A 4,199-nucleotide genomic window follows, 5' to 3' on the forward strand; every position below is an offset into this window, starting at 1 on the left:
GGCAGAGTAAAACTTGAAGTGCGACATAAACCACCTAATTAATTTAAAGGGTTTATGGAGTATATAAAATTGTCATACCATCATCTTAACTTTGAAGATCGTACTGCATTAATGCTTGAGTCAAGAAAAGAAGGCTTTTCAGCCAGAAAATTTGCTGAACTCATTAAAAGACATCCTAGTACGATCTATCGTGAGCTTAAAAGAAATAGCATCAATGACGTTTATCAAGCTCGATATGCTTCTGATAACACCTTCGCTAGACGTAGACGTGGTCACAGAAAACTCAAAATCGATTCAATCCTCTGGAAATTTATTGTTGAAGCGATCCGTTGTTTATGGTCTCCTCAGCAAATAGCAAAGCGTTTAAAGACATTTCCTGATTTGGATCAAACAATGAATGTAAGCCATACAACGATTTATTCAACGATACGAGCATTACCCAAGGGTGAGTTGAAAAAAGACTTATTATCCTGTCTGCGTCATGAAAATAAAAAGCGAAAAGCTAACGGTGAACCTAAAAAAGATTCTATATTACAGGATATTAAAACTATTCATGAGCGCCCAGCCGAAGTTCAAGAAAGAAAAATACCGGGTCATTGGGAAGCTGATTTAATTAAAGGTAAAGACAATAAAAGTTCGATAGCAACACTTATTGAACGAAATACACGGCTCTGTATCTTGGCAACATTACCTGATGCAAAGGCAGAATCAGTGCGCAAGGCTTTAACTGAAGCTCTGAAATATTTACCTGCAGAACTGCGTAAAACGTTGACCTATGACCGTGGACGCGAGATGTCAGAACATAAAATACTCGAAGAAGATTTAGGCATAGATGTATATTTCTGTGACCCACATTCACCTTGGCAAAAAGGCACATGCGAAAATATGAATGGTTTAATTAGGCAATATTTACCTAAAGGGATTGATTTAAATCAGGCAGATCAGCATTATTTAAATCAAGTTGCCATGTCACTGAATACTCGTCCTAGAAAGGCGTTAGATTGGCTTACACCATTAGAGAAATTTGCTCAGCTTGTTGATTATCATATGGCTTTTGAAACTGTCGCACCTCATGTTTGAATTCGCCAATCTTATTGTAGAAATAAAAAAAGCTATTGCAGGCACTGAACTAAAGTTTTTATATAACTTTGTGAACTTCGAAGGTGTTGTTATTAGTGTAAAAAATGAACTTCCTATTAAGTTAGATATGAGTTTGATTCCAAAGCATAAAAGCGAAGATGACTTCATTTTATGGTTGGCAGATTTTATTGATCGAATCACTATCGATACAAGCAAAAATCTCCCTTAAAAGAAACAATTGCAAACTCTTATCTTTAGAAAAATTTTTACACCAAACCACAATGGATAAGGTATTTAAGGTTCTTGTCTAAGAGCTGAATTCATATCATGTCGAACTCTGCTGATGTTTTCATAAATGACTTTGCGCATTCGGTTTACTGCGCCTAATGGTTTATGCTCAGGTAGGGCATGCCACGGTGTAAAAGACAGATTCTCACAAAACTTATTTTGTTCTGGTGTGTCAAAGTTCTGCTTGGGAATATGAATAGTTGCTACTTGATAGAAAGGAGCTGCTTTTTCATCCCATTCTGTCATTGAGTCCTCTACCAACATTTGATTTGAAGTTCGTGGTTGAATAAGAAATTCCATACAAGCATCTGTACTTTGCAAAGTTTTCTTTAAAGCTTCTCTTAAAAAATCATGACTAGGATTCTTGGGTAGATTGTTTGGCTGCATTGAACAAGCACGTACTGAATATTTAACTGCTTGTCGATCATTGCCAAGCCCTAACTGATAGGGAACCATAGACCAATAACGTGCGTATAATGGATTTGCAATTTGTGAATTACGTGCTCCCAGAGCATTCATTGTTCCTTTAAAACCTAACGCAAATGGAATGTGAAGTTTTCTGACCATATTATGGCTATTCACGTCATTCATAAAAGAAAGATATCGTTTAGCATCATTCGCAAAAAAGACTGGATGATTAATCATAATAAAATCTTGCGTGGTTGCTTGCTTTTCACTTTCTAAAATTTTCTGTCCAGACACACCTAAAATTTTTATTGCTATGCCACGTGCATCTTTTTTAATATCGGCATTAGAGGCATCATTTGAAGCATTAGAAAATCGAATCCATGCTTGATAACTTCGATCTGGAATAAACATTCCTTTAGCAAACTGGGCAGGTATATTTTTTGAGACATGAAAATCGGCACGAACACAACCATGCGCCTTAGGATGTGCATCACGTAAAGTATTTCCTGCCGTATATTGTTCACGAATCGACTTTTCAATGACTTGAGCTATGTTTTGAGCGAGCAACTCTTCGTTAGGCTGTAACTTTTCTCCTAATACTACGTCGATCTCTGGATAAACGTTACTTTCCGAAGAGATCTTTGTGGTCGAAGTTGTGTTGGAATATAAAGTTTCTGTACAACCTAATAATGCAAATACAAGAGGAGTAAATAAAAACAAACCTTTAAAATTTATAGGCTGTATAAAAGTTGCCATTTATTAACTCCTCAGTGTAAAAATATTTTAGGATAATATTAAGATTTCATGTTTAATTTTATTTTGAACTTTATGAAAAATATAAACTGTAAATAATTTAAACGTCATTGTTACTTATCTGAACAATAAAATAGGAATTATTATTTAATATAAAACCTCTTAATACATTAAGAGAATGTAGACATGATAACTAACTCACAAAATGTACAAAATAATACTAATACATCACCTCGCCCAATCACTCAGAATACACTTATTGATCGGTTTAGCCCTATTTATTGGAGAATAGACGGCCCGCAAACGATGTCTTTCGCCATTACGAACTATGGAAATGGTTTTGAAGCATCTTTTAGATCACGTATGACAAATGATTTGGTAGGAATTACTTGGGATTCTTATGACACTAAAGATCATAAATTTTTAGCGTATCTGATCCTAGCCAAAATAATGGACAGTACTTCCCTCTAAAGATAACGTAACGTTAACTTTGGAGATCCAAGAAATGGCCAAACGTTTTAGTGCTGAATTTAAACAGCAAGCAATTGATTATGCACTTTCAAACTCACACGAGCCTATAGCTGCAATCGCCCAGAAATTAGGTGTGGGTTATTCAACTTTAGACAAATGGATTCGTGAAACCAATCCAGTGGGTTCAAGCAAACGTCAACTTTCACCAGAACAACAGCGGATCTTGGAATTAGAGAAAGAAGTCAAACAGCTCAAGGAAGCCAATGACATCTTAAAAAAAGCGCATGTGTACTTTCTAACAGATCATGCCAAGAAAAGTACACGGTAATTCAAGATCTAGATATGAATGAAGTCACGGTATCTTCTGCCTGTAAATACCTAGGTGTCAGCACTTCAGGCTATTATGCCTGGCGAAAACGTCAGGCCAATACGGTAGAGAAATATAATGATTTAAAAGCCGTATATTGGCAGCATCATGCACGATTGGGTGCACCTTCATTGGTACATGACATGCATGATTTAGGTTACAGCATGAGTGAACGCACTGTTGGAAGAATGCTGAAAAATCTGGGTTTACGCAGCAGGATTGCGCGTAAATACAAGCATACGACTGATTCAAACCATCGTTTGCCTACAGCACCCAATCTGTTAGAGCGTCAATTTACAGTCATTCAGCCTAACAAGGTTTGGACAACGGATATTACCTATATCCGTACCAAGCAAGGTTGGCTGTATTTATGTGTGATGCTGGATCTATTTAGTCGTCGTATCGTGGGGTGGCAAACCAGCCATCGAATAGACCGCCAGTTGGTGTGTGATACGTTTAACTATGCAATGGCTCGTCAGGGTTATCCAACTGGTGTTATGGTTCATTCGGACCAAGGTTCACAGTACTGTAGTCGTGATTTTAGAGCGCTGTTACTGACAAATGATTGTACTCAGAGTATGTCTAGACGTGGAAACTGTTGGGATAATGCAGTGACTGAAAGCTTCTTTCATACATTGAAAGGTCATGTGGTCCATGGCAGTGTGTTTGCCACTCGAAAAGAAGCGAATGCTGTCTTGTTTGACTATATTGAGATTTATTACAATCGGGTCAGAAGACATTCTGCAAATGGCTGGTTAAGCCCTGAAGCCTTTGAGAAGAAATATTTTAAGAATTTAGAGGGATTTGTTGTCCACGATACTGTCTAGGATCA

The 4,199-nt window shown here is 37.0% G+C and carries 3 protein-coding genes and 2 pseudogenes; 4 read left to right on the forward strand and 1 reads right to left on the reverse strand.

Going from position 1 to position 4,199, the window contains the following annotated elements; all coding sequences use genetic code 11:
- The first annotated feature begins 54 nt into the window (after positions 1-54).
- Together MKL51_RS06720 and MKL51_RS06725 are read left to right on the forward strand one after the other, a co-directional pair.
- Positions 55-1,080: an IS30-like element ISAba125 family transposase gene (locus MKL51_RS06720; RefSeq protein ID WP_004994718.1), complete on the forward strand. Its 1,026-nt coding sequence runs from the start codon at positions 55-57 to the stop codon at positions 1,078-1,080.
- A gap of 7 nt (positions 1,081-1,087) precedes the next feature.
- Positions 1,088-1,309 (forward strand): annotated as a pseudogene (locus tag MKL51_RS06725) (hypothetical protein); the annotation flags it as partial.
- Between the two features lie 65 nt (positions 1,310-1,374).
- Here the strand turns inward: MKL51_RS06725 and MKL51_RS06730 are convergent.
- A complete protein-coding gene (locus MKL51_RS06730; RefSeq protein ID WP_086376684.1) occupies positions 1,375-2,532 on the reverse strand; it encodes a catalase family protein in 1,158 nt (385 codons plus the stop codon).
- 183 nt (positions 2,533-2,715) lie between these two features.
- On the opposite strand from MKL51_RS06730, the pseudogene MKL51_RS06735 reads away from it, so the two are divergent.
- Positions 2,716-2,961 (forward strand): annotated as a pseudogene (locus tag MKL51_RS06735) (non-contractile tail sheath protein); the annotation flags it as partial.
- A 73-nt stretch (positions 2,962-3,034) separates the two neighbouring features.
- A protein-coding gene (locus MKL51_RS06740) for an IS3 family transposase (protein ID WP_085945698.1) occupies positions 3,035-4,194 on the forward strand; the annotation gives its coding sequence in 2 pieces (ribosomal slippage) (positions 3,035-3,269 and positions 3,269-4,194; 1,161 coding nt in all).
- Positions 4,195-4,199 lie beyond the last annotated feature (5 nt).

The organism is Acinetobacter sp. AOR18_HL (genome assembly GCF_027855145.1).
In the GTDB taxonomy this organism is placed as follows: Bacteria; Pseudomonadota; Gammaproteobacteria; order Pseudomonadales; family Moraxellaceae; genus Acinetobacter; species Acinetobacter pittii.